Origin of the sequence: Pseudomonas donghuensis (assembly GCF_000259195.1) — a bacterium.
In the GTDB taxonomy this organism is placed as follows: Bacteria; Pseudomonadota; Gammaproteobacteria; order Pseudomonadales; family Pseudomonadaceae; genus Aquipseudomonas; species Aquipseudomonas donghuensis.
The window spans coordinates 33865-54279 of sequence record NZ_JH650781.1; the positions used below are offsets into that span (position 1 = coordinate 33865).

Annotated in this window: 33 protein-coding genes and 2 pseudogenes; 20 read left to right on the forward strand and 15 right to left on the reverse strand. The window is 60.2% G+C overall.

Annotated features, from left to right (window positions below):
* The 11 genes and pseudogenes from UW3_RS30130 to UW3_RS0123635 all read right to left on the reverse strand — a co-directional run.
* Nucleotides 1-111 (reverse strand): annotated as a pseudogene (locus UW3_RS30130) (phage holin family protein); the annotation flags it as partial.
* A 67-nt stretch (nucleotides 112-178) separates the two neighbouring features.
* Nucleotides 179-763 (reverse strand): hypothetical protein, encoded by a 585-nt coding sequence (locus UW3_RS0123590; protein WP_010226223.1) that lies wholly within the window; start codon nucleotides 761-763, stop codon nucleotides 179-181.
* Between the two features lie 639 nt (nucleotides 764-1402).
* A complete protein-coding gene (locus UW3_RS0123595; protein WP_010226225.1) occupies nucleotides 1403-1981 on the reverse strand; it encodes a hypothetical protein in 579 nt (192 codons plus the stop codon).
* A gap of 10 nt (nucleotides 1982-1991) precedes the next feature.
* Entirely contained in the window at nucleotides 1992-2309 is a 318-nt protein-coding gene (locus tag UW3_RS0123600) for a hypothetical protein (protein ID WP_010226226.1), read from the reverse strand.
* On the reverse strand, nucleotides 2306-3607 hold the full coding sequence (locus tag UW3_RS0123605) for a tyrosine-type recombinase/integrase (RefSeq protein ID WP_010226227.1): 1302 nt from the start codon (nucleotides 3605-3607) through the stop codon (nucleotides 2306-2308). The genes UW3_RS0123600 and UW3_RS0123605 overlap by 4 nt, the downstream gene beginning before the upstream one ends.
* Nucleotides 3604-4053 (reverse strand): VRR-NUC domain-containing protein, encoded by a 450-nt coding sequence (locus UW3_RS0123610; protein WP_026001494.1) that lies wholly within the window; start codon nucleotides 4051-4053, stop codon nucleotides 3604-3606. Before UW3_RS0123610 ends, UW3_RS0123605 begins: the two co-directional genes overlap by 4 nt.
* Nucleotides 4050-4346 (reverse strand): DUF1364 domain-containing protein, encoded by a 297-nt coding sequence (locus tag UW3_RS0123615; protein WP_010226229.1) that lies wholly within the window; start codon nucleotides 4344-4346, stop codon nucleotides 4050-4052. The genes UW3_RS0123610 and UW3_RS0123615 overlap by 4 nt, the downstream gene beginning before the upstream one ends.
* Complete coding sequence (locus tag UW3_RS0123620; protein ID WP_010226230.1) at nucleotides 4343-4546, reverse strand: hypothetical protein; 204 nt, start codon at nucleotides 4544-4546, stop codon at nucleotides 4343-4345. Before UW3_RS0123620 ends, UW3_RS0123615 begins: the two co-directional genes overlap by 4 nt.
* Nucleotides 4543-5211, reverse strand: a complete 669-nt coding sequence (locus tag UW3_RS0123625) for a replication protein P (protein WP_010226231.1) — start codon at nucleotides 5209-5211, stop codon at nucleotides 4543-4545. The genes UW3_RS0123620 and UW3_RS0123625 overlap by 4 nt, the downstream gene beginning before the upstream one ends.
* Entirely contained in the window at nucleotides 5208-5972 is a 765-nt protein-coding gene (locus tag UW3_RS0123630; protein WP_010226232.1) for a helix-turn-helix domain-containing protein, read from the reverse strand. Before UW3_RS0123630 ends, UW3_RS0123625 begins: the two co-directional genes overlap by 4 nt.
* Nucleotides 5973-6232: 260 nt before the next feature.
* On the reverse strand, nucleotides 6233-6409 hold the full coding sequence (locus tag UW3_RS0123635; RefSeq protein WP_010226234.1) for a Cro/CI family transcriptional regulator: 177 nt from the start codon (nucleotides 6407-6409) through the stop codon (nucleotides 6233-6235).
* Nucleotides 6410-6497: 88 nt separating this feature from the next.
* Between UW3_RS0123635 and UW3_RS0123640 the strand changes: the two genes are divergently transcribed.
* From UW3_RS0123640 to UW3_RS29125, 3 genes are read left to right on the forward strand one after another with little or no spacing between them, the layout of a single operon-like run.
* Nucleotides 6498-7349, forward strand: a complete 852-nt coding sequence (locus tag UW3_RS0123640; protein WP_010226236.1) for a S24 family peptidase — start codon at nucleotides 6498-6500, stop codon at nucleotides 7347-7349.
* 51 nt (nucleotides 7350-7400) lie between these two features.
* Nucleotides 7401-7622 carry a hypothetical protein gene (locus UW3_RS0123645; RefSeq protein ID WP_010226238.1) on the forward strand — a complete coding sequence of 74 codons (222 nt, stop codon included), beginning with the start codon at nucleotides 7401-7403 and terminating at the stop codon, nucleotides 7620-7622.
* The gene (locus tag UW3_RS29125; protein ID WP_010226240.1) at nucleotides 7615-7947 is read left to right on the forward strand and encodes a hypothetical protein; all 333 of its coding nucleotides are present in this window, start codon (nucleotides 7615-7617) and stop codon (nucleotides 7945-7947) included. Before UW3_RS0123645 ends, UW3_RS29125 begins: the two co-directional genes overlap by 8 nt.
* Nucleotides 7948-7977: 30 nt before the next feature.
* On the opposite strand, the gene UW3_RS0123655 is transcribed toward UW3_RS29125, so the two are convergent.
* Nucleotides 7978-8271 (reverse strand): DUF1654 domain-containing protein, encoded by a 294-nt coding sequence (locus UW3_RS0123655; protein ID WP_010226242.1) that lies wholly within the window; start codon nucleotides 8269-8271, stop codon nucleotides 7978-7980.
* Between the two features lie 381 nt (nucleotides 8272-8652).
* Between UW3_RS0123655 and UW3_RS0123660 the strand changes: the two genes are divergently transcribed.
* The 4 genes from UW3_RS0123660 to UW3_RS0123675 all read left to right on the forward strand — a co-directional run bounded on the left by UW3_RS0123660 (nucleotide 8653) and on the right by UW3_RS0123675 (nucleotide 10507).
* A complete protein-coding gene (locus UW3_RS0123660) occupies nucleotides 8653-8853 on the forward strand; it encodes a hypothetical protein (protein WP_010226244.1) in 201 nt (66 codons plus the stop codon).
* A gap of 532 nt (nucleotides 8854-9385) precedes the next feature.
* Entirely contained in the window at nucleotides 9386-9769 is a 384-nt protein-coding gene (locus tag UW3_RS0123665; protein ID WP_010226246.1) for a response regulator transcription factor, read from the forward strand.
* Nucleotides 9770-9791: 22 nt separating this feature from the next.
* Nucleotides 9792-10061: a hypothetical protein gene (locus UW3_RS0123670; RefSeq protein ID WP_010226248.1), complete on the forward strand. Its 270-nt coding sequence runs from the start codon at nucleotides 9792-9794 to the stop codon at nucleotides 10059-10061.
* A complete protein-coding gene (locus UW3_RS0123675; protein WP_010226250.1) occupies nucleotides 10058-10507 on the forward strand; it encodes a hypothetical protein in 450 nt (149 codons plus the stop codon). Before UW3_RS0123670 ends, UW3_RS0123675 begins: the two co-directional genes overlap by 4 nt.
* A gap of 52 nt (nucleotides 10508-10559) precedes the next feature.
* On the opposite strand, the gene UW3_RS0123680 is transcribed toward UW3_RS0123675, so the two are convergent.
* Complete coding sequence (locus UW3_RS0123680) at nucleotides 10560-10784, reverse strand: hypothetical protein (RefSeq protein WP_010226252.1); 225 nt, start codon at nucleotides 10782-10784, stop codon at nucleotides 10560-10562.
* Between the two features lie 383 nt (nucleotides 10785-11167).
* Here UW3_RS0123680 and UW3_RS29920 point away from each other — a divergent pair, with 383 nt between their 5' ends.
* A complete protein-coding gene (locus tag UW3_RS29920) occupies nucleotides 11168-11329 on the forward strand; it encodes a hypothetical protein (protein WP_010226253.1) in 162 nt (53 codons plus the stop codon).
* A 175-nt stretch (nucleotides 11330-11504) separates the two neighbouring features.
* Here UW3_RS29920 and UW3_RS0123690 read toward each other — a convergent pair whose 3' ends face one another.
* The gene (locus UW3_RS0123690) at nucleotides 11505-11729 is read right to left on the reverse strand and encodes a hypothetical protein (protein ID WP_010226255.1); all 225 of its coding nucleotides are present in this window, start codon (nucleotides 11727-11729) and stop codon (nucleotides 11505-11507) included.
* Nucleotides 11730-11844: 115 nt separating this feature from the next.
* Between UW3_RS0123690 and UW3_RS0123695 the strand changes: the two genes are divergently transcribed.
* From UW3_RS0123695 to UW3_RS29925, 9 genes and pseudogenes are all read left to right on the forward strand, one after another.
* Complete coding sequence (locus UW3_RS0123695; protein WP_010226257.1) at nucleotides 11845-12537, forward strand: hypothetical protein; 693 nt, start codon at nucleotides 11845-11847, stop codon at nucleotides 12535-12537.
* 67 nt (nucleotides 12538-12604) lie between these two features.
* The gene (locus UW3_RS0123700; RefSeq protein ID WP_010226259.1) at nucleotides 12605-12877 is read left to right on the forward strand and encodes a hypothetical protein; all 273 of its coding nucleotides are present in this window, start codon (nucleotides 12605-12607) and stop codon (nucleotides 12875-12877) included.
* Between the two features lie 57 nt (nucleotides 12878-12934).
* Entirely contained in the window at nucleotides 12935-13342 is a 408-nt protein-coding gene (locus tag UW3_RS0123705) for a hypothetical protein (RefSeq protein ID WP_010226260.1), read from the forward strand.
* Nucleotides 13339-14262, forward strand: a complete 924-nt coding sequence (locus UW3_RS0123710; protein WP_026001498.1) for a DNA cytosine methyltransferase — start codon at nucleotides 13339-13341, stop codon at nucleotides 14260-14262. Before UW3_RS0123705 ends, UW3_RS0123710 begins: the two co-directional genes overlap by 4 nt.
* A gap of 319 nt (nucleotides 14263-14581) precedes the next feature.
* Nucleotides 14582-15268 carry a hypothetical protein gene (locus tag UW3_RS27600; protein WP_010226263.1) on the forward strand — a complete coding sequence of 229 codons (687 nt, stop codon included), beginning with the start codon at nucleotides 14582-14584 and terminating at the stop codon, nucleotides 15266-15268.
* 92 nt (nucleotides 15269-15360) lie between these two features.
* The gene (locus UW3_RS0123720) at nucleotides 15361-15783 is read left to right on the forward strand and encodes a hypothetical protein (protein WP_010226264.1); all 423 of its coding nucleotides are present in this window, start codon (nucleotides 15361-15363) and stop codon (nucleotides 15781-15783) included.
* Nucleotides 15783-16031, forward strand: a complete 249-nt coding sequence (locus UW3_RS0123725) for a hypothetical protein (protein WP_010226265.1) — start codon at nucleotides 15783-15785, stop codon at nucleotides 16029-16031. Before UW3_RS0123720 ends, UW3_RS0123725 begins: the two co-directional genes overlap by 1 nt.
* The gene (locus tag UW3_RS0123730; RefSeq protein ID WP_010226266.1) at nucleotides 16028-16267 is read left to right on the forward strand and encodes a hypothetical protein; all 240 of its coding nucleotides are present in this window, start codon (nucleotides 16028-16030) and stop codon (nucleotides 16265-16267) included. The genes UW3_RS0123725 and UW3_RS0123730 overlap by 4 nt, the downstream gene beginning before the upstream one ends.
* 61 nt (nucleotides 16268-16328) lie before the next feature.
* Nucleotides 16329-16516: pseudogene (locus tag UW3_RS29925) on the forward strand (hypothetical protein).
* A gap of 19 nt (nucleotides 16517-16535) precedes the next feature.
* Here UW3_RS29925 and UW3_RS28465 read toward each other — a convergent pair.
* Nucleotides 16536-16718 (reverse strand): hypothetical protein, encoded by a 183-nt coding sequence (locus UW3_RS28465; protein WP_010226267.1) that lies wholly within the window; start codon nucleotides 16716-16718, stop codon nucleotides 16536-16538.
* A gap of 67 nt (nucleotides 16719-16785) precedes the next feature.
* Between UW3_RS28465 and UW3_RS0123735 the strand changes: the two genes are divergently transcribed.
* From UW3_RS0123735 to UW3_RS0123745, 3 genes are all read left to right on the forward strand, one after another.
* Entirely contained in the window at nucleotides 16786-17289 is a 504-nt protein-coding gene (locus UW3_RS0123735) for a hypothetical protein (RefSeq protein ID WP_010226268.1), read from the forward strand.
* Between the two features lie 257 nt (nucleotides 17290-17546).
* A complete protein-coding gene (locus tag UW3_RS0123740) occupies nucleotides 17547-18722 on the forward strand; it encodes a tyrosine-type recombinase/integrase (RefSeq protein ID WP_010226269.1) in 1176 nt (391 codons plus the stop codon).
* 71 nt (nucleotides 18723-18793) lie between these two features.
* Nucleotides 18794-20380 carry an ABC-F family ATPase gene (locus tag UW3_RS0123745; protein ID WP_010226270.1) on the forward strand — a complete coding sequence of 529 codons (1587 nt, stop codon included), beginning with the start codon at nucleotides 18794-18796 and terminating at the stop codon, nucleotides 20378-20380.
* Nucleotides 20381-20415 lie beyond the last annotated feature (35 nt).

Here is a 20415-nt window from a genome sequence, read left to right on the forward strand (position 1 = left end):
CGCGGCGATACCTACGGACAGGCCAGCCGCATAGAGCTGCGGTTGGTGGGCGATCACCCAGGCGATCAAGGCGGCCCAGAGGCCGGGGTCTTTCTCTGGCATATGGGCCATCTCGATTCCTCCCTCACGGGGAGCTGTAAAAAGAAAGCCCGCTCGAGGCGGGCAAGGTGCAGCAGGATTAGCGGGAGTTCAGCATGCCGCCTGGTCGCAGCCCTTCGCGGATGACTTGGCGGACGGCGCAGGCCAGGCCGTCATCCGCGCCGATACGCTCGATGCTCACGATGCTCACGATGCTCTTGCGCAGCTCTTCGGCCAGCCGGGACCCTCTGATCAGGCCGGCCATAACTTCCCGGCCGTCGCCCAAAGTTTCAATCTTGATGGCGCATCCGGCTGCGAGCTTGCCGGCGTCGACTTCGGCCTGGCTGATGAACATCTGGTCGTCGATGAGGATGAAAGGCTTTCCTGGCTCGCTACCGCGCTTGACCACCTTCAACTCGCCGGCGCCGTGGGCTGTCAGCATCGCCTGCACATCGCGCAGGTTGCGGGCCAACTCACCGTAGAGTGTGACCCCGCCAAGGCGCAACGGCTCGACGGCAGGCTCGGCATCGATTCGGGCAACAACATCGCCCTTCTCCAGGTCGCCGATGACCACGTTGCCAGCCGGACCCTTAATGGTGAATGCCCCGGTCTTGAGATCGATATCGACCTGGCCCGAGGCGCTCGAAAGAGTGCCTGCCGTCAGGTGGCGTGATTTATCGGTCATGAGTGCGCTCCAGAAACGAAAAAGCCCCAGCATTTGCCAGGGCTCAGAAACGACGAAGCCCGACACAATGGCCGGGCTTTCGGGGCCACTCCTCAGCAACGCGCAGGAATGACAGGATGGGGAAATAATCGGCCATGCGGCCATTTGATGTCAAGCCTAAATGATGAAAAACTCTCGATAAATAACTTCGAGTATCTGCGATGTTTTCGTCATCTCTCCTAAGCAGCACCGCGCTACTGCTTATACTGGCAGCGACGCCAGCACAGGCGCTTGAAGTGAAAATGGACGTGAATACGTCTGGTGGCTCCTACCCTGTGATTTCCGGTCTAACAAATTTGCCCGACGGGACTGAACTGTCTCTTACGCTAGTCGTTCCAGGGCAGTACTTAGGCCAAGGCAAGGCTGTTGTTGAGAACGGCCGCTTTACTTCCGAGGCTTTTTCCAACAATGGAAGGCCGCTGCCAAGCGGAGTTGCAAATCTTGAAGTAAATAGCGTGTTGGCCTCATCAGAAAAGATTCGAGCGGTTATCGGCGAGCATGGCGAGAAGATGACAGGCCCTTATGTAACCGCTCTACCTGGAACGAGATTCAGGACAGTCCATAGGTCATTCAAACTTGCCGTCCCGTGACAACCCTGGGCTATGCCGCATCAACAAATGTCAGCCCCTCATGGTGAAGCAGGCATTCCGCAGCTTCTAATGCCTCGTTCACCATGCCATCGAGAACATCCTCAACGGCCTTCTTCCAGCGGCGGCGCGTGCGCTCTGGCCGAGCATCAGGATCCCAGCGGTTGATATCGTAGAACTGAGCTGGCAGCACGATCATGTCACTAGAGCGCTTGCCCTCCACGCCCTTCAGCTTCGGGATGGCCCAAGCAGTGACGGCGCTGGTGACGAACAGCTGCGGTGCATGGGATGCCACAAGTGGGCAAATGCGGCTGATGGATTGCACCTTGCGGCCCTTGTGGGTGCTGAACTTAGCCACCAGCACATCCCAGTGCCTGGGCTTCAGCTCACTGTGCAGGCGGGCGAACACCCAGCAGTCCGCATCCATCCTGCTGATCTCGCCTTTCTTTACTGCCCCGCTCAATGTGGCCAAGTCGTGCCCATCCTCGCTGCCGGGCTGGTACAGCTTCTGCCAGGCCTGCTTGCTGGTGTTGTCGATCGCCTCCGCTGCGAGGGCCGAAACGACCGCCCCCAGTACGCTGCTATAGATCATGTCCTTCCCCTCAATCCCCGGTGTAGTTGATGCCCCCGGCGCCCAGCCGGTTGCCTTCCTGATAAATCGCCTCCGGCCCAGTGGCCCGAGGGTGTTTCAATTCTTCGATCTGTCGTTGCGCGGCCTGAAGGCGCAGGCTCAATTGGGTGATCAGCTCTTCCACCGGCAGCGCTTCCCCCGTCGTGGCGGCCACCCAACCCGAAGCGTTGCACTGCACGCAGGCCAGGTCATGGAACACGCCCTTGATCACCGCTTTGCCACGGCACGCCGGGCACTGGGCCAGCTCCACCGCCTGCTTGCGAAAGTCCGGTCCGTGGCTCTTGATCATGCTTTTGAAACCTCGCTATTAACAATTTTCGGAATTGCCTTGCAGGCCGCGTCGTTCAAGGGCTGCACAGGGTTTTGCGAATCTTCATATTGGGCGCCTGTCAGGTTGTGAACCGCGTTGAATCCGCGCTCATCTAACCAGGCGTGCCACTTCTCCAGTGCGGCCAGGCGCTGCTCCCGAGCCTGGGTGTTGATGTAGGTCGAGGCGATCTTGCCCAGCGAGTGGTTCAGCAGCATCTCGCCGATATGGCCGTCGATGCCCAGGTCAGTCCAGGCAGTGCGGGCCACCTTGCGCAGGTCGTGGCTGGTCCACTCACCCTGGCCCAGGCGGGTAAACACGGCGCTGGCTTGGCCCTCGCTCAGTGCCCGGCCACGCCGCGACGGGAACAGGTAGATGCCCTCGTAGCCCTGGGCGGTTTGGGCAGCGCGGTATCGACTCAGCATGGCCTTGGTCTGGGCGGTCAGCGGCAACCGGTGCTCGGTGCGGGTCTTGGTGTGCTCGGCCGGAATGAACCACTCGTTGTCGGCCATCGAGATATCGGACCAGCGCGCCAGGCGGGTCTCCCCCACCCGGGTGCCGTGGCACAGCATCATCAGCGCAAGCATGGCCTCGCCGGGTTCGCTGTCGAACAGGCCGGCCAGCATGGGCACCAGCTCGACCAGATGCACGCCACGCAGCCGGGCAGGCTTGGGCATGATCCGGGCCTTGGTGAAGTCGACGAACTTCAGCGCGGCCATGGGGTTGGTATCGATCAGCCCAAGCTTATGGGCCTGGCGGAACGCGACGACCAGCAGGCCGAACAGTTGGCGCACGTAGGACAGCGAAAGCACTTCCTGCGCGGGCCACATCAACAGCTTGTCCAACTCAGGTGCCGACACGGCCCGAATCGGCAGATCGGCCAACCTGGGCTTCAGGTGGCACGCAATGGCCGACTTGGCGCCGGTCTTGCGCTTGGCCGACAGCGAACGGTCGCGGCTCATGCGGTCGCTGTACCAGTCGAGCAGCTGGCCCACGGTGGACAGGCCGCCCAAGGCAACGGCGGCATCCGGGTCACGCAGCAGGCGCTGCCGCAGCGCAGGCAGTTCGGCCAGCACCGCGGCGGCACCCAGCTCGGGATAACGGGCGATCTGGCTCCAGGCCTTGCCCTTGACCAGGTACCACGACCCGCGCTGCCGGTCCTGGCCGAATCGCAGGTACAGGCCGGGGTGACGCGGGTCGCGCAGGTCATGCACGGTAGGGTCGGCGGCCTGCCGGCGGATCTCGGCATCGGTGAACTTCACAGCGCGGGTCTTGCTCATGCCACCGCCCTCGTCTGCGGCTGCAGCAGGTAGGCGCGGATCGCTTCAATCGCATCGATGGCACCGCGGCACACGATGGCCAGATAGCCCTGTTCGAGCAGCGCTTGGATGCAGGCGTCCTGGCTCGGCGACACGGCGGCGTCGTATGGCGGCTTCGCCTTGAATTCAATGTACAGCCCGAAGTACCCGCCGCGCGCCATCGGCAGCACCAAGTCAGGGATACCGGCCTTCACGCCCTGAGCCTTGAGTTTGGCGGCGACCGCCTTCACCCGGTGCCCACCGTTCGGGACGTGGTAGATCAGCTTGGCGGCGGCCGGGTAGCGCAACGCTACTTCGCGCATCAGCGAGGCCTGCTCCAGGCCTTCGCGGTCTACCGGCTTGGCTCGGGATTTCTTCGCAGGGAACAGTGGTGGCGGATTTCGAACCGAGGGTTTTTGGCTATTCATGCGGCGATCACCCCCTCGCGGATCAGCAGGGCCTGGGTACGCATGACGCCCTCGGCGTGGTACTGGCGGGCTTTCTCGCGGCCAACGATGTTGCTGCGACCATCGCAGGCGTCGTGGCAGGCGCTGCAAGCGTGCGCGCCCTGCAGATCGTTCGGCTTCATGCCGACGCCACAGGTGCCGGCCATGCGGTAATGGGCTAGCACGGTAGTGCCGGGATCGCCGTTGCAGACGCCCGGAATGCGCACCTGGCATTCCCGGCCGCGGGCGGCTTTGGTCAACTTGGATTGCTTCATGAGCGTTCGTCCTTGTGGAGATCAACAACGAGCCAGGTGGATGGCCACAGCTTGCCGCCATGAGCTCGGGCGACCTGTTCGTCTCGGTAAATGGCAACAGGCGGTTCAGGCTTGTCAGAGAGGCCGAGCAAGTGGCTGCGGCAGTACAGTGCCCAGCGGTACTCAGTGAGGTCAGGAGGAAGCAGCATCGGATCGATCATGGCCGAGCACCCCGAGCGGAGCGCAGCGCCTCAAGCGCGGCACGGCCAACATCCAGCGAGCGCGGAGCAGCCGGTGCAGCGAGCTCGGCAACCGGCACCGGGCCCAGGCGTTCGCCCTGCCAGATCTTCCGGCACTGCGCGAGGTAGTGTTTCTCGAAGCAGGTCAGGCCAAGTTCACGCGACATCAGCGGCAGGCTGTGGAAGCCGTCGGCTGCCGTGGCGTGGTAGACCGCCGGGTGCATCCACTTCGCCGCCGCGCGCATGGCCGGGTGGCAGTTGCGCAGCCCCTGGGCGTAGGCCTTGTCGGTGCTGGGCAGGCCCAGGCCTTCCGGGGCAAAGCACCAGCTCACGAACACGCCAGGCGCCGGAACAAACGCGGACTTGCTCGCGCTCAGCACTCGCATGCCGTGGTCGATCTGCTCCAGGCGGGTGATGCCTGAGCGCATGAACTCACCGAGCCATTCCAGCTTGGCCGCATTCATGACCGCCTCGGTTGGCCAGGACTGACGCCAAGCCCCGCAGGCGCCGCGCAGTCGCAAGAATAGATCCTCGATCACTTGCTGGGTTGCTGGGTCAATCGGCATCGCCCCGGGCTCCACCGGCGACTGGTAAGTCGGGTCAGTCCGGCGATTGGCCAGCAGCTGGCGAACGTTGGTTGCGGTCATACTCGAACTCCATTCTTGGTCCAGTCGGCCCCGGTTTCTTCCTGCTCCGCCGCGCCCTTTGCCTTCTCGGTCTTGGCCCACTTGGCCAGCCGGAAGCACCAGCCGCCGTTGCTGTCAAACACCCGCGGCTTGGCAACGTAGTAACCCAGGAAGCTCTGGAGCGTTTCCTCGGTCAGCGCCTCCAGGGTCAGGCCGGCCAATTTCAGCTGGGTGGTCACCAGGTCAGCCGGTGGGTTCCACTCGGCGAACATGGCGAAGCGCTGCCAGTCGTCCTGCGATTCCGTGGCCTGGCGATCCTGCTCCTCGATCACGTCGGCCAAATCGCGCGGCTGCTGCTCTTCGGTTCCTTGATGGTTCACTGACGGATTGGGTGCAGCTGCTGCACCCCGTTCTGCGTTTTCCTGCACCCCGTTCTGCTGTGAGCTGCACCCCGTGCGGTTATCTGCACCCCGCTCTTTACGAGGTGCAGCAGATGCACCCCGCTTTAGCTGAAGGTCATAGACCACTGGGCGCCGGTCGCGGCGATCGATGTAGGCAGCTGCGATTGCCTGGTTGCCTTCGGTGATCCACCCGCCCTTCTCCAGCTCATCCAGTTTCAGGCGCACGGTGCGCTCGGACAGGCCGGTGTCTTCGGAGAGGGTCCCGGCAGACGGAAATGCACCGCGCCCGTCGCTGCCGGCGTAGTTGGCCAGGCACAGAAGAACATGGCGCGCGGCGGGGTTATCCAGGGCAACCTTTGGAATGGCCAGTGCCCAGGTCATGGCTTGAACACTCACGCCCTACCCCCGTTCTTCCCCGGCCCAAACTGACGCGACAGATTTGGCGTGCTGCCGAAAACTGACGCGCCGGGCTTGGTGTTGCTTGCATCGACTGCAGTGTGCATAATCGACCTCACGTTGTTTTGAAGAAGCCGCCCTGCCAGGCGGTTTTTTTTCGCCTGCAATTCCAGTACTGGATGGATTCGCAGGTGTTTTGGTCATCTACTGGCGCAAGGCCGAATAGCTGAAAATCAACCCCACGGTCACGCTGCTGCCCCTTTCTGGTCAGCCTTGAGCGCGCCAGCCGTGAGTCTTTCGATTTGGTACTGGCGCAACTCGGGCACCTCTGCCCACTGGCGAACCGCTTCGTAGGTAACGCCAAGGGCTTTTGCGAGCGCCGAGATGGAACCGAAATAGTGAATTGCCTGGCTTTTGGTCATGGCGACCTCCTTTGCTCGTCTTGATATTCAAGCATGCTTGTATATGCAAAACAAGCATGCTTGACAAGCAACCTTGTAGATTGCGCACATGAAGACCACAGACCGAATCACCAAACTCGTCCTAGCTCGCCGGCCCGAGTTAGGCGTACGCAACGTCAAACGGGATATCGCAACTACCTGCGGCATCAGCTATGAAGCTGTTCGCCAGTGGTTCGCCGGTGATACCGAAAACATCAAGAACGAGAACCTCGTGGCGCTTGCTGACGGGTACGACACGACCGTTGATTGGCTGTTGTCGGGAAAGGGAGAGCCGCCGCGTAAGGGAGAATCAAAGTCAGCCGGATCGAAAGAAGCCGGCACGCCTTTATCGGCCGCAGACGCAGTCCGGAAAATGCTGGAGAAGCATGGTAAGGGCCTCACTGCCGAGGCACGCCAAAGCATTGTTCGCGCTGTAGAAGAGGACCCTCAGGGCGAAAGAACTAGCGGATTTGTCATCGCGACTGCCGAACCACCAGAAGGCGATATCTCCATCCCTCAATACGACATCCGGGCAGCTATGGGTCACGGCCAAGTGCCGGCCGAGTACAGCGAGGTCATCCGAAATGTGGTGATCCGAGAGGAAGTGCTGCGCGAAAAAGGGGTGACCTACTCCGCCGCTCAGGCCCTGGCGATGATCACCGGGTGGGGGCAGAGCATGGAAGGAACGATCAACGACAAAGACCCTGTGATCGTTGACCGTGGCGTGAACGGCTATGAGGGAGAGGGGGTTTATGTGCTGACGTGGCACGGCGACCTTCTCATCAAGCGTCTGCAGCGAAAGGATGAGGATCATCTCTGGCTCATCTCCGACAACCGCAACTACGAAAAACAGTCGGCGCGGCTGGATGATGTAACGATCCACGCCAAGGTGCTGCTGGTTTGGAATGCGCGAAAAATATAGCCGTCTTTTTCTAGGTATGTAGGCGCAGCTAGCCTGTCCAAAGGGTAAGTGATGACTGACGAAGAAAAGAAGCGCCTGGATGAATTGCTGTCCAACATCATCCAGCTGATAATTGCCCAAATAGAGGCACAGATGAATCTGAGTACGTCTATTTTGCTGATGGATGACATCCCAAGCAAATCCCGCGAAGACGCACAGAAGGCGTTCAGTAGCATCCAGGAACAACTGAACCTGCTGAATGAAATTAAGAAGATAGGGCAGACAGATGTCTGATCAGAACATTGATGTTCGCCTTCTCCAGGCGCAGTATGACAGGACCGTCGGCGAGCTTGTGCGAGAGCGGAAGAGGAACGGCGGCGGGGAGCCACCAGGAGGAGACGCAGTGGACACTCGGATAATCAATCTGGAGAGAGATGTAACTGATGCGAAGATTGCTCTAGCAAAGGTTGAAACTCGTCTGGAGAACATTGAGAAAACCATGCTCACCAAAGGCCAGACAGCTGTGTATGCGCTGATCGCTGGAATCGCTGTGTTTGGCGCCGGCTGGTGGGTCGTGCAGCAATACCTAGCCCCGCTTGTGGCCAACATTGCAAAGTAAAGCCCGCAGCAGCGGGCTTTTTTGCGCCGATTAGAAAGGCGCCTCGTCCTCTTCCATCCCAACAACAGCCACATCCTCTCCCCTATCGATCACTCGATCGTCATCGGTTGGCAGATCCCATTGCAGGATCACAGACCCGTCATCACAGAAGGTCATGTCCAGGCCGCCTGTTTCCGCCAGCAACTCCATGATCGCGCCCCAGTCCTGATCTGAATCCGTATCCAGGCGGTGTATCAGCACCTTCCTTCCAAGCTGAGCCACGGGCGAGTTGATCATCGCCGACACCCTAAGCCCCAGATACTCAAGGCTCGTTAACTCATTCATTCGAACCGCATTTTCCTGCGCTGCCATTGACCACCCCGAATACTGTATATACATACAGTAAAAGAAAAATACACAAGCGTGCTTGCATTTTAAAAACAAGCATGCTTTTATAAATGCAAGTTCGCTTGCATTTGCAACGAGCCTGGCTGTTGGAGCAGCCACCGCTCTTTACACAACTCGACACCCGTCACCCTCAGCGGCACATGAGGGCAGCAGCTGCCTCATGCAGTGTGCTGGGTTCAGGTAACCAAGTGGCGCGCATGCCAATGCGGGGAAGCGCGTAGCCCAGAGAGCGATGGGCGCCTGGATCACTTTGATTTCACTGGCTGGCCTTGGCGACAGGGCCAGACGGGAAATCAACTGATAGCGGAGCAACTAAAGATGACCACGATTATCGAAGACCGCTTCGCGAGCGGTGCCCAGGTGAGCATGGAGATGGACAAGGACGCAGGCGAGCTATTCGTCTTCCACTGCCCGGCCGGTCAAGGCTGCAAGGTCAGCAAATGGCCGCTGGATAGCCATCACATGCTGATCGCGATGGCTCATTACGAAGAATGCTGCGAGCTGGAACGCGCAGCCTGAACAACCAGCGCCACGTCAGCCTGACGTTAACTGCCCGATCCCTCGAAAGAGGCTGCATCGGAATGTCGGCGGGTCATGAAAAAAGCATCTCCAGAGCAATCGGATTGTGGCGAATACCCGGACGTCGATTGCAAAAAATGGTGTGGACCGACATTCCAATGCAGCTTCGATAGGTGGCCACTGCCTTCCCAGTGAGCGAGCAACGGAGGGTCGCAATCATGAAGTAGGAAACGAGGAGCCTCGCCCAGCCATGGAGTGTTGGCGGTAACCGGCCACCAGAGTGCCGGGCGCTAGCAGGCCGAGAGAATAGCCTGCCCGGAGCGCGCTGGTTGCCACCAGCCCCGATAGCCAGACGGAAGTGCTGCACAGCGACGGTCGATGGCAACGACGCCGGATACGTAACCGGCCCGATCAACCTGGCTCCCCATCACCAGGCTGCATCGGTAGAGCTCTTCCTGGTCCTATTTAGGGTTTCGGGGCGACAGTGCAGGAAGCGCTCTACCAATGCAGCCAACACCCGAGGTTACTCATCATGGAAACGATCACCAGCGGCTCTTGGAAGGGCTTCCTCGGGCGTGGCCTGGCCCCGCGTGAACTTGAAGCACTGCTTGCGGTAGCTCAGGGCATGACAGCCAAAGAGATTGCCCGCCTGATGCAGATCACCCCGGGCACCGTGGCCAACCGAATCGAAAACGCGATGTACAAGCTCGGCGTTCACCGCCGCGCCGCCTTGGTCGCCGAGGCCATGAAGCGCCAGATCATCAGCCCGATGTGCATCCTGCTGGCCGGCCTGATCGCCATGCATGCAGTCATGGGCGACACCGACCCGATGCGCCGCGACCGCCGTGTGCCCGAGCGGCGCATTGCCCAGGTTCGAATCATCCGCAAGGCCGAATCCTTCGACCTGCACGCCTGACACCCACCCCGAGGAGCTCACCATGCACCCAGTCCTGCAGCACCGCGTCGACGGCCTGGCCGCCCTGCGCGCCCGTGCCACTCTCGCAACTGCCGACTTCTGCGCGCTGACCGGCCGGCCAGCACCAGCACAGAAGATCCGCTACCAGGTCGTGACCAAGGGCAAGGCGTACCACATTGTTGAGGTGGCCACCGGCAAGACCAAGGGCTTCTGTTTCAGTTACCGCGCGGCGATCAACTTCGTCCAGGCAATGGAGGCAGCTGCGGACCGCAAGCTGGTGCGGCGCCAATGAGCAAGCGCAAGCCGCACAGCATGCGCGCCCGCTTGGAGCGGACCTGCAGAGCGCTGGTCAGCGCCAACCACGCCGCCGTGGTGAACATCGACCCGAGCGGCCAGCAGGTGCTAATGAACTGGAAGAACTGCAAGCAGATTTGCGTACGTCAGGTCGTCGACGCCGTGTGCGACATCCCCCACCGCTGGACCATCTACCTCAGCGTCATGTGCCAGAAGCCCAGCGGCGAGCAGTACTGCAAATCGGTCGAGGTCGCACCGCAGGGCAACTACCTGGCTTCGCACCTGACTGATGTGATCGAAGCCACCTATACCGACCTGCGGGCCCAGGCCAATTCAAACCAACTGGTGGCGGCCGGATGGATCGCCATACCCACGGACATCACTCTGGATGAAGCGCAGGCCGCCAAGGTCTTCGCAGCAGTCGGTGCCTGGAGCCAGCAGTAGGCAGCATGAGCTCAGTTTCTGACTTCTGACCGAAGCACCTATAGAGCTCGCTTCAGGATTCACTTCGTTGCTGGGCTGCCAATAAGTCCGCATACGCCTTGTGGAGTTCAGCAGTTGCCATTGCTCCCAGTTCGCCCCTTTCGAAATGCTGGGAAGCTTTCGAGATAAGAGCTGCAGTATGGTCCACAAAAACTTTTGGGTCTAAGCCCTGCAGCGTTGCTGTAGTCAGCAGCATTCCGAGCGCAAGCTCCAATGCACTTTCACGATCATCAGTCATGCAACCCCCTCATGTGCTATGTCGCCATGCCGCCTGCGCGGCAAGGCGTTACGAGAAAATCAGCTGGTGCTGATCCGCCTCAAAATTCGATATGAGCGGCGAAGGTGTTGCGACCTTGTTAAACGCGATCCATGCCCTAGTGCGAGCGACGTCAAACGACTGTCTCCGCCCCGCCATTGTGTCAACCAATGTTCTTGAAACCCTGTAGCGCCCGCAGCGAGCACAGTTTCGTTCATGCCAGTCCCCTCCAGAGTCGTACGTTTCCGCTGCACCGCTGCAAATCAAACAAGTCACCTCTCGTTCCTCCTTGCGAATGACAATTCAACTGTAGTTGATCCTTCGCCTCTCCTTACATCCGGGCATCGCCCGGCGAGGTATCGGCAATGGCCGAGAAGAAGACAGGGGCAGCCAAGCACTCGGCGGACTACCGCGACAGGGAGAAGAAGGAGGCGGAACGGCTGGGCATCGAGAAGATGACGCTTGTTACCGCTGCAGGTACCAAGCGGGGCATGTCCGAAGCGATGCAGGCCCACGGCTTCAGTTAGTTGCAAGAGCTGCTGCAGGACCTGCACCTGTCGCTCCTCGCGTGTGACCGAGAAGAACAGGCGCGCCGCCTGAAACGGCCTGACGCGCCAGCTTTTGAGATATCACCGAAGCTAGCGCGACAGTTCGAGGAAGCCACCAGGGCTGAGCTAAAACGTGACCCTGGCAACGAAGTTATTACGCCCTTGTAGGCAGCCGGGTGAGAGCCTCGGCATGGGCGTTGCTGATTTCACGGATCGCGTTATCGACATGCGGATGCTCAACATATCGCAGACTGTTGTTGCCCAATAGCAGCGCAGTGGCGCGCTCGACGATGTTCCTCTCGTCCAGGCCGTCGAATTTTGCAGCTCCAATTACTGCGACAAGTGCCTGCTCCAATGCAATTTCACGATCAGTTGTCATTTCAACTCCTTTTGATCCGGCCCTATGCCGGTCACTCCTAATACCCCATCCCAAACCAAATTGCCACCATGCCGCATCCGGCCACGGAGGGCGGCACATGCCCAGGAGAAACACCATGCAACTCGACATCAACATCGAAGGGATCGTAGCCGAGTCGGTAGCCGCCGCGCTGAGCCCGGAAAAGCTGCAGCCGATCATCCAGAGCAACGTTGAAGACACGGTGAAGCGCGCTATCGAGTCCCAGTTCAGCTACCGCTCTAAATTCAAGGAAATGCTGGAAGAGAAGCTGGCAGGGGTAATGCCGACCGACGTCAAGGACATCGGCCGATTTGGCGACCTGGTGGTGAAGACGGTCTCGGGAATGCTCAGCGACATGCAGAACCAGGTGGTGAAGCAGTCCATCCAAGACCGCTTGGCTGAGATGATGAAGCCGCTGCCGCAGAGCATCACCTTGACGGAGCTGCTGAACAGCATCACAAAAGGCCTCGGCGAAAGCGACGAAAGCCGCGGCGAAGATCGCCCAACCATCATCATCGAAACCACAGAGGGTGTTTGCGCGGGCTACTGGCACCTCTACGTCGATGCCGAGGAGCGCACATCGAAATACTCGTGCGCCATTCAGATGGACTTCGACAAAGAAGGCAAGTGCTACAGCCTCAAAATCAACGATTACGATCCGTCGAAGACTCTCTTCCTCGGCTCTAAGTATGGACTCGAAGCCCTTCTGCTGAACCTCTACACCGGCGGCGTGAAAGTCCAGCACCAAGAAGTCGACATCTACGACTTCTACTACGGCAACGACGACTGACCCTCCCGCTCTGCCCGCCAGTGCCTCCCCACTTCAACGAATCACGCCACCCCGGCGAGGAACGCCTATGCCCGCAGAGAACCCGCAAGCCTTCACCAAGACCTTCAGCCAGACAGGGACGTTTCGAGCCCTCTATGCCGCGCAGGACTGGCTGCGCGAGAACGGCTACAGCTACGGCTCGTCGTGCCGTGAGATGCCGATCGGCCTGATGAAGGGAGACTACTTCATCGCCAAGTGGAAGAACCTGACCCGGGAAGAGATAGCTGAGCTCGACGGAGTGATGCAGGGCTCACTGCGCGAGGGGCCAATTGAGATTCGGCTAAAGCAAGCCCTCGAATGAAACCCATAACCCTTCTCCGCCGCCCTGGTGAAGGACGGCTGCTACCTGGAGATAACCATGAGCACATTCGCAGTCTTCGGCATGACCGCCGACGTAGCGCTGGCTGAGGCCAGGAAGACAACCAAGACGACTAGGCCAAGCGGGAAAGCTGGCTGCCCCCCCCTAGAGCTGTCCCTGTCTGAGTGGAATCTGGCCGTCGAGCAGCAGGCGGCCAAGATCATGGCCGGCGAGAAAGTGAAGCAACTGAGCCAGATGTTCGATGCGCCGCAGTACGCCCAGCAGTTCATGGAGCTGGCCCGCAAGACCGGCCGGTGCCGTGACCTCCGGATCAGGGCCAAATGCGAGATCACCGACGCCAAAGGCAAACCGGTGATCAACCCCAAAACCAAAATGCCAAGAATCGGGTGGACCGACTACGCCCCCCCGACATCGCCAAAGTCGCCTGAGCCAAGGAATCATCAATGACAAAAGCAATCGACCTGTTCTCCGGTTTCGGCGGATGGAGTACTGGCGCGCGGAAAGCGGGTGTTAAAGTGGTTTGGGCTGCCAATCATTGGCCTGAGGCCGTGAAGTGGCACGCCGCCAATCACCCCTATGCTGAGCACGTTTGCCAGGACCTGCACCAGGCCCGATGGGAGCAAGTTCCGGCACACGACTTGCTGCTGGCCTCTCCCTGCTGCCAGGGCCACTCGAAAGCCCGCGGCAAGAAATCCGGCAACCCTCAGCACGATTCATCTCGCTCGACAGCCTGGGCCGTTGTATCGGCGCTGGAGTTCCACCGACCTGAGGCTGGTGTGATCGAAAACGTTCAAGAGTTCATGGATTGGGCTCTGTACCCGGCCTGGCTTGCCGCCGTGCAAGCACTTGGCTACCAGGTCGCTCCGCATATCGTTGACTGTGCCGACTTGGGCGTGCCGCAGCATCGCGTGCGGCTGTTCCTGGTCATAACCCGCAGCAAGGCGCCGCTGATGCTCGAGCTGCACCGGCGCCAGCACGTGCCGGCCGCCAGCTTCCTCGACTTCAACGCCGGGCGCTGGTCGCTGATCGAGAAGCCAGGCCGGGCCCAGGCAACCCTTGACCGGGTGCGTAATGGCCGCGAACGCTTCGGTGAGCGATTCATCATGCCCTATTACGGAAAAGGCTCGGGCACCACCGGGCGTGACATCAACCGCCCGATCGGCACCATCACCACCCTGGACCGCTGGGCCCTGGTCGACGGCGATCGCATGCGGATGCTCAGCGCCGACGAGGCCCTGGCCGCGCAGTCTTTCCCGGCTGACACCCTGCGCCCGGACAACCACCGGCTGACCATGCATATGGCTGGCAATGCGGTACCGCCGCTGGCAGGTAAGAGAGTGATTGAGGCGCTGTTGAGAGCTGCTTAACGACGAGGGACGGTCACCTGACGTAGAAGGTGAATATTGATATCAATCTTCGTTATCCAAGGCGGCTGCTTATTCACAGCTCGCATCGCCAGATAGGTCCTCGTTCTTTCCATGTCGAGCCGCCAATCTCCTCTCAGGATCTGTTGGACTAAGAACCTCGGAACGCCGTAGTAGCCGCATGCAGGGCAATCCACTTCGACAAATACAGCCGCTGTAGATAGCGCCCTCGCCCTCTCACCGCAGATTAAGCATTCCATGCTTCACCCATTGCTTGTGCGAAAAACTCTCAATTCTAGTCGCTTCTCAGCGAGGTATCCCCATGTCCACAGAAAACCGATCCAGCAACACCGAACAGATGGTCAGCGTGCCGGCCAGCAAGCTGAAGAAGATCCATCGCGACTTGGACGCCTGTCAGAAAGTGATCTGGCTACGCGGCGGGTTCGACCCGGCCTACTGCAAGGATGCCCAGGATTCGCTCAAGGACATCGACGCCCTTCTCGCCCAGCCAGCCGCCCAGCACCAGGGCGAGCCGGTGGCGTGGTTCTTGGATGTTGAAGGCTACAAGCCGGTCCTGATCGAAAATTACCAGCGCGTTCTTTCTGAGCAGGAGCACTTTCAAGGGCGTGGCCGTACCGCAGTAATACGCCCGCTCTACACCCACGTCGATGCTGGCGAGGTTGAGCGGCTGCGCGCTGCCCTGCAGTTTTACGCCTATCGAGACCACTTCTCGGAAGACATGGGCAGCGACTGGGATAACGTCAGCGGCGAGCCCGCGAACATTCTGTGGCATGAAGATGAGGCTTGGTTCGTCGAAGACGGCTCTATTGCAAGGGCCGCCCTATGTGCCAGCACAGCGCCTGCACCAGCCTCCGACGGCTTCAGCGCCGAGCAGATGACAGCCCAGGGTGCCGATGGCTACCGAAACGGGATCAAGGCAGCCGCCGAACTGGCCGAGGCCTACCCGGACTTGGCCCAGGCAATCCGCGCCTTGCCGCTGCCGCAGTAGCTTTTGACCGAAGGAGTACATTTGTACTCCATCCCGCTTTAACCCCTCTCCCCTCTATTGAACAGCCGCGATATGGCGGCAAGGACGAAGTCATGCCTGAAGAAAAGCAACACGCGTGGCCAGACCACTATCGCTACATCGACGAGATCGGGCCTGAGGGAGTGACCATCGCCTGCCAGCGCTTCGTCGTCCTGCGCGAGTCTGAGCAGTGCTACTGGATCACCCGGGATCGCAACGCTGGATGGGCCGAAAAGTGGGTGGCTGAAGGCCGGAAGAGCCCGCACATCAAACGCGTCCTGAAAGAATCGTCCGGCCGCCGGTTCGCCTACCCGGACAAGGCGAAGGCCCTGAACTCCTACAAGGTCCGAAAGCGCCGGCAACTTGGCCATGCCGAGCTGGCACTGGAGCGTGCAAAGACCGCCTTGGAAGACCTCAAGGGCGTGGACACTATCGACGACAAGCGACTGTGCTCGGGTGGCGATTTCATCAAAGAGCTGAACTGGGAGGACTATTGATGACCCGCCTCGCCCTCTGTCTCCTGCTGCTGGCCACCGGCGCCAGCGCAACCGAGAACGTCATCGACGTGCAGCACGACAGCCAGCGCGGCGTCACCTGCTACCTGCTGAACGGGGTCGGCATCAGCTGCATCCCCGACAGCCAACTGCAGGCCGGCAACGAGCGCCAGCTCTCCCCGCGCGAACAAGACACCCCTACCCCTGCAAAGGCGCCAGTGCGCTGGAATGAAGAGAGGTATGAGCTGTGAGCGAAAAGACCCTGCGCGAAAAGATCATCACCTACATGCAGCAGCGCGAGCAAAGCGTCGGCGGCTGGTTCTGCACCTGGTGGTTCAAGTTCCACGTGTCCGACGCCAGCGGCACACCGGAGATTCGCCGGGAGCTGGAGCGGATGGAGAGGGAAGGATTGGTCGAGTCAGATCGAAGCCAAAGCAACAACACGAAGTGGCGGCTGATCAAGGCGCCCGAGGAGCTGCAGCCATGATCGTCCTATGCATTCCAGCGGCGATGTACATGGCCTGGATGATCTGGAAGGGGCCGAGGCCATGATCCCGCGCAAGGGCTTTCTCCGGCGCAAGCTTGAGGCTGCGCTGATCCGCCTGGCAATCGCCATCTTGATGGGACGAAACGTACCAGGTCCCCGGTCGTCAGCCGCCGCGACAACAACGACATGTACTACATGGCCGAGAAGCTGGAAGGCATCGCCGACCGTATCGCCCGCGGCTACCCGTAACCCCTCCCCCTACAACAACTCAAGCCTGCCGGCGTTTCGACCAAATTCCGGTCGCAATCAATGCAACACCTGGAATGAGCAAGCCCACAGCGGTGTAACCGAATGCTGGTTGCCCAGACGCACCAACTGCAGCGAAAGCGATTCCCAATGCCGTCATTGGACCACCAGCGATAGTGAACGTGTTCTTGGCTGTCTTGCTCATATCAATCCTCCTTGTTGACTTCCCATTTAACCATATGCGCCTGCCGGTAGGCGGGCAAGGATGAGCTATGTCCAATCCACATCACCACATACGCGAAGCGATCATCAACGCACTGCCTGATATTGCTGCGCACCTGCCCTTGGACTGCGATCTGTTCGTCATCGCGTGCCGACCTGGCAAGGACGATTTCGACCTGGTGCTGCCGTCGCCTGAGGCAAACCTTAACAATGCCCTGGATGCCCTCCGCCGCCAGGGCCTCACCATCGACGGCGCCAACGCTTACAAGCGGGCCGTGTGCGACCTGGTCGTCGGCGCCCTCGCCTTCGGCAAGCAGAACAACAATCCACCGCCTAAGGGCCACTGGGGTCAGGAGTTCTGGGATATCGGCCGTGCCGAGGGCGAGCGGCAGGAAGAGCTGACGAAAGCTCTGACCCAGGTGCGCGAACAGCGGGATGCCCTGCTCGGCGCGGCACAAGAGGCCCTGAGGGTAATTGATCGAATCAAACCAGCGGGCCATGGGAACGGAACCCAGGTTCGCCTCGCAGCGGCCATCGACAAAGCCACCGCCTAACCCCTCCCCACCTCTGCCGCCAGGCGCGGCGTGGAGACAATTATGCAAACCATTAGGAAAAAGCCCGGCGATGAACACGCCGAACAGGAACAGGCCGTTGCCCAGGGAATGGACAAGGTCACAGAAGAGAAGATGGCCGAACTACTGGGGATCACGCTGCGAGCGCTCCAGACCAGGCGCCAGCGGGGAAAGATCCCTGAAGGTATCTGGAACCGAAACGGCCGCAGCATCATTTACAGCAGATGGAGATATGAGGAATGGCTCGAAAGCCTGTGGGTTTGCCCCCTGGAGTTGAAATCAGAGGGGACGCGCTCCGGATCCGTTTCACTTGGAACGGTGAGCGCCGCGGGGAAACACTTGCCCATCCCCCGACAGCGCAAGGGATCAAGGCGGCCAGCCGTCTACGTGATCAAGTAGTCAACCTCATCAAACACGGCCTGCTGGATGACGAGAAGTACGCCGACCTGTTCCCCGGGTCGGACTTGGCGCTCTCGGCTCAGGCCGCGATACCGAGCTTTGGCGAGTACGCCCAGCTGTGGCTGAACAGCCGCCACATCGTTGGCGGCACTCGCAACAACTACAAGAGCAGTTTCAACCTCTACTGGATGCCGTACCTTGGCCTGCGCCGGATCGACATGATCACGCCGACTATGCTGCGCGGGATCATCGCCAACATTGAGTGGTCCTCCACCGGCGTGAAGCGTAATGCAATCATCAAGCTCTCCAGTGTGTTCAAGACAGCGGTGCTGGATGGGCTAATCGCGAAGAACCCCACCTCATCGCTCGACAAGCCAAAAGCAGTGAAGAAGGTGGTTGACCCCTACACCAGGGATGAAGCCGAGCGGATTATTGCCCACCTATATAAGACGCTGCACAAGTACTCGCAGATCTATGCGCCCTTCTTCGAGTTCGCTTTCTTCACAGGGCTGCGACCAGGTGAGGCCATGGGCCTGCAGTGGGATGACATTGACCTGGAGGCGAGAACCGCGAACATCCGGCGCATAATCGTCGATGGCCAACCGGAAGACCGGACCAAGACGAAGCATCACCGGGTCATCCTGCTCAATGAGCGCGCACTTCACGCCCTGCGCCAGGCCCAGCGCCTGGCCGATCTGCGTCGGATCGCTTCGAAGTCCGCGACTCCCACCAGCCCATTTGTGTTCCAACCGGGCAAAGGCGGGATGTGGATCAGAGAGCCAAGTGTTACAATCAAGCACTTCAAGCTCGCGCTCAAGGCGCTGGGCATCCGTGAACGTCGGCAGTACGACACGCGCCACACCTACGCAACCATGTGCCTAATGGCTGGGATGAACCCCGCGTTCATCGCGAACCAGCTCGGCCATAGCGTCGAGATGTTGCTCTCTACTTACGCAAAATGGATCAGCTCCTCCTCGGATTGGAGGGAGCTGGAGAAGCTGCCGGCTAGAGTCTGATTGGCCCAAAATTGGCCCAAATCAGGCGACGGCACCTAAACACACCTCTGGAACCCCCGCAGGATAAGCACTTGATTTCTACCGCTAACATCACCATGCAGTTCGGCGCCAAGCCCTTGTTCGAGAACGTCTCGGTCAAGTTCAACAACGGCAACCGCTACGGCCTGATCGGCGCCAACGGCTGCGGCAAGTCGACCTTCATGAAAATCCTCGGCAACGATCTGGAGCCGTCCGCCGGCCAGGTCATGCTCGAGCCGAACGTGCGCCTGGGTAAACTGCGCCAGGATCAGTTCGCCTACGAAGAATTCACCGTGATCGACACCGTGATCATGGGCCACGAAGAGTTGTGGAAGGTCAAGGCAGAGCGCGATCGCATCTATTCGCTGCCGGAAATGACCGAAGAAGACGGCATGGCCGTCGCCGAGCTGGAAACCGAGTTCGCCGAGATGGACGGCTACACCGCCGAATCCCGCGCCGGTGAGCTGCTGCTGGGCCTGGGTATCCCGCTGGAACAGCATTTCGGCCCGATGACCGAAGTCGCTCCAGGCTGGAAGCTGCGCGTGCTGCTGGCCCAGGCGCTGTTCTCGGACCCGGAAGTGTTGCTGCTCGACGAGCCAACCAACCACCTGGACATCAACACCATCCGCTGGCTGGAAAACATTCTCACGGCGCGTAACAGCACCATGATCATCATTTCCCACGACCGGCACTTCCTCAACAGCGTCTGCACGCACATGGCCGACCTGGACTACGGCGAGCTGCGCCTGTTCCCGGGCAACTACGACGAGTACATGACCGCCGCGACCCAGTCGCGCGAGCAATTGCTGTCGGACAACGCCAAGAAGAAAGCCCAGATCGCCGAGCTGCAGACCTTCGTCAGCCGCTTCTCGGCCAACGCCTCGAAAGCCAAGCAGGCCACCTCGCGCGCCAAGCAGATCGACAAGATCCAGCTGGCCGAGGTCAAGCCTTCGAGCCGGGTCAGCCCGTTCATCCGCTTCGAGCAGACCAAAAAGCTGCACCGCCAGGCCGTGACCATCGAGAAGATGTCCAAGGGTTTCGACGGCAAGACCCTGTTCGAGAACTTCAGCTTCACCGTTGAAGCGGGCGAACGTGTGGCGATCATCGGCCCCAACGGTATCGGCAAGACCACCCTGCTGCGCACCCTGGTCGGTGAACTGAGCCCGGATGCCGGTGCGGTGAAATGGACCGAAAGCGCTGAACTGGGCTACTACGCCCAGGACCACGCCCACGACTTTGAAGAAGACCTCAGCCTGTTCGACTGGATGGGCCAGTGGACCCAGGGCGAGCAAGTGATCCGCGGCACCCTGGGGCGCATGCTGTTCTCCAACGACGAGATCCTCAAGTCGGTCAAGGTGATCTCCGGTGGTGAGCAAGGCCGCATGCTGTTCGGCAAGCTGATCCTGCAAAAGCCCAACGTACTGGTGATGGACGAACCGACCAACCACCTGGACATGGAATCGATCGAGGCGCTGAACCTGGCGCTGGAAAACTACCCGGGCACGCTGATCTTCGTCAGCCACGACCGTGAGTTCGTGTCGTCGCTGGCCACCCGCATCATCGAGCTGAGCCCGAGCGGTGTGGTGGACTTCAGCGGCACCTACGATGACTACCTGCGCAGCCAGGGTGTGGTGATCTGATCCAGACCTGATCGCGGGGCAAGCCCGCTCCTACA

Coding starts and splice junctions, on each gene's coding strand:
- UW3_RS0123590 (WP_010226223.1), bottom strand. CDS start 763: ATGACCGATAAATCACGCCACCTGACGGCAGGCACTCTTTCGAGCGCC.
- UW3_RS0123695 (WP_010226257.1), top strand. CDS start 11,845: ATGCAACTCGACATCAACATCGAAGGGATCGTAGCCGAGTCGGTAGCC.
- UW3_RS0123710 (WP_026001498.1), top strand. CDS start 13,339: ATGACAAAAGCAATCGACCTGTTCTCCGGTTTCGGCGGATGGAGTACT.
- UW3_RS0123725 (WP_010226265.1), top strand. CDS start 15,783: ATGACCCGCCTCGCCCTCTGTCTCCTGCTGCTGGCCACCGGCGCCAGC.
- UW3_RS29125 (WP_010226240.1), top strand. CDS start 7,615: ATGTCTGATCAGAACATTGATGTTCGCCTTCTCCAGGCGCAGTATGAC.
- UW3_RS0123645 (WP_010226238.1), top strand. CDS start 7,401: ATGACTGACGAAGAAAAGAAGCGCCTGGATGAATTGCTGTCCAACATC.
- UW3_RS0123720 (WP_010226264.1), top strand. CDS start 15,361: ATGCCTGAAGAAAAGCAACACGCGTGGCCAGACCACTATCGCTACATC.
- UW3_RS0123615 (WP_010226229.1), bottom strand. CDS start 4,346: ATGAAGCAATCCAAGTTGACCAAAGCCGCCCGCGGCCGGGAATGCCAG.
- UW3_RS0123740 (WP_010226269.1), top strand. CDS start 17,547: ATGGCTCGAAAGCCTGTGGGTTTGCCCCCTGGAGTTGAAATCAGAGGG.
- UW3_RS28465 (WP_010226267.1), bottom strand. CDS start 16,718: ATGAGCAAGACAGCCAAGAACACGTTCACTATCGCTGGTGGTCCAATG.
- UW3_RS0123670 (WP_010226248.1), top strand. CDS start 9,792: ATGCACCCAGTCCTGCAGCACCGCGTCGACGGCCTGGCCGCCCTGCGC.
- UW3_RS0123605 (WP_010226227.1), bottom strand. CDS start 3,607: ATGAGCAAGACCCGCGCTGTGAAGTTCACCGATGCCGAGATCCGCCGG.
- UW3_RS0123700 (WP_010226259.1), top strand. CDS start 12,605: ATGCCCGCAGAGAACCCGCAAGCCTTCACCAAGACCTTCAGCCAGACA.
- UW3_RS0123640 (WP_010226236.1), top strand. CDS start 6,498: ATGAAGACCACAGACCGAATCACCAAACTCGTCCTAGCTCGCCGGCCC.
- UW3_RS0123665 (WP_010226246.1), top strand. CDS start 9,386: ATGGAAACGATCACCAGCGGCTCTTGGAAGGGCTTCCTCGGGCGTGGC.
- UW3_RS0123635 (WP_010226234.1), bottom strand. CDS start 6,409: ATGACCAAAAGCCAGGCAATTCACTATTTCGGTTCCATCTCGGCGCTC.
- UW3_RS0123705 (WP_010226260.1), top strand. CDS start 12,935: ATGAGCACATTCGCAGTCTTCGGCATGACCGCCGACGTAGCGCTGGCT.
- UW3_RS29920 (WP_010226253.1), top strand. CDS start 11,168: ATGGCCGAGAAGAAGACAGGGGCAGCCAAGCACTCGGCGGACTACCGC.
- UW3_RS0123625 (WP_010226231.1), bottom strand. CDS start 5,211: ATGACCGCAACCAACGTTCGCCAGCTGCTGGCCAATCGCCGGACTGAC.
- UW3_RS0123595 (WP_010226225.1), bottom strand. CDS start 1,981: ATGATCTATAGCAGCGTACTGGGGGCGGTCGTTTCGGCCCTCGCAGCG.
- UW3_RS0123655 (WP_010226242.1), bottom strand. CDS start 8,271: ATGAATGAGTTAACGAGCCTTGAGTATCTGGGGCTTAGGGTGTCGGCG.
- UW3_RS0123600 (WP_010226226.1), bottom strand. CDS start 2,309: ATGATCAAGAGCCACGGACCGGACTTTCGCAAGCAGGCGGTGGAGCTG.
- UW3_RS27600 (WP_010226263.1), top strand. CDS start 14,582: ATGTCCACAGAAAACCGATCCAGCAACACCGAACAGATGGTCAGCGTG.
- UW3_RS0123620 (WP_010226230.1), bottom strand. CDS start 4,546: ATGATCGATCCGATGCTGCTTCCTCCTGACCTCACTGAGTACCGCTGG.
- UW3_RS0123735 (WP_010226268.1), top strand. CDS start 16,786: ATGTCCAATCCACATCACCACATACGCGAAGCGATCATCAACGCACTG.
- UW3_RS0123690 (WP_010226255.1), bottom strand. CDS start 11,729: ATGACAACTGATCGTGAAATTGCATTGGAGCAGGCACTTGTCGCAGTA.
- UW3_RS0123660 (WP_010226244.1), top strand. CDS start 8,653: ATGACCACGATTATCGAAGACCGCTTCGCGAGCGGTGCCCAGGTGAGC.
- UW3_RS0123675 (WP_010226250.1), top strand. CDS start 10,058: ATGAGCAAGCGCAAGCCGCACAGCATGCGCGCCCGCTTGGAGCGGACC.
- UW3_RS0123630 (WP_010226232.1), bottom strand. CDS start 5,972: ATGACCTGGGCACTGGCCATTCCAAAGGTTGCCCTGGATAACCCCGCC.
- UW3_RS0123610 (WP_026001494.1), bottom strand. CDS start 4,053: ATGAATAGCCAAAAACCCTCGGTTCGAAATCCGCCACCACTGTTCCCT.
- UW3_RS0123680 (WP_010226252.1), bottom strand. CDS start 10,784: ATGACTGATGATCGTGAAAGTGCATTGGAGCTTGCGCTCGGAATGCTG.